This window comes from Bacillus sp. AFS002410, from assembly GCF_002556365.1.
In the GTDB taxonomy this organism is placed as follows: domain Bacteria; phylum Bacillota; class Bacilli; order Bacillales; family Bacillaceae_G; genus Gottfriedia.
In genome coordinates this window covers 1-233 of sequence record NZ_NUEU01000072.1, presented here as the reverse complement: position 1 = coordinate 233, position 233 = coordinate 1, and the positions used below count along the sequence as shown (strand labels likewise).

Below are 233 nucleotides of genomic sequence, written 5' to 3'. Positions count from 1 at the left end.
GGTGCTGCTGGCCTGGAACACCCGCTGGCGCTGGCCGGTGCTGCTGCTGGCACCGGCGTTCAGCCTGCTGGTCAGCGTGTCCCGGGTCTACCTGGGGGTGCATTACCCCTCCGACATCCTGGCCGGATGGTGTGCCGCGCTGGTTTGGGTGGTAGGGTGCTATCTGGTCATGTTCAGTCGCCGGCACCCATGGCGACGTCACGGCTCGCCGCCAGCGAAGGCCAGCGAAGCAT

The 233-nt window shown here is 67.8% G+C and carries 1 protein-coding gene; it reads left to right on the top strand.

Translation table 11 applies throughout. The features are described from left to right. Nucleotides 1-233, top strand: a 233-nt coding sequence (locus CN692_RS19300; protein WP_142317550.1) for a phosphatase PAP2 family protein, incomplete at both ends; no start/stop codon positions are given.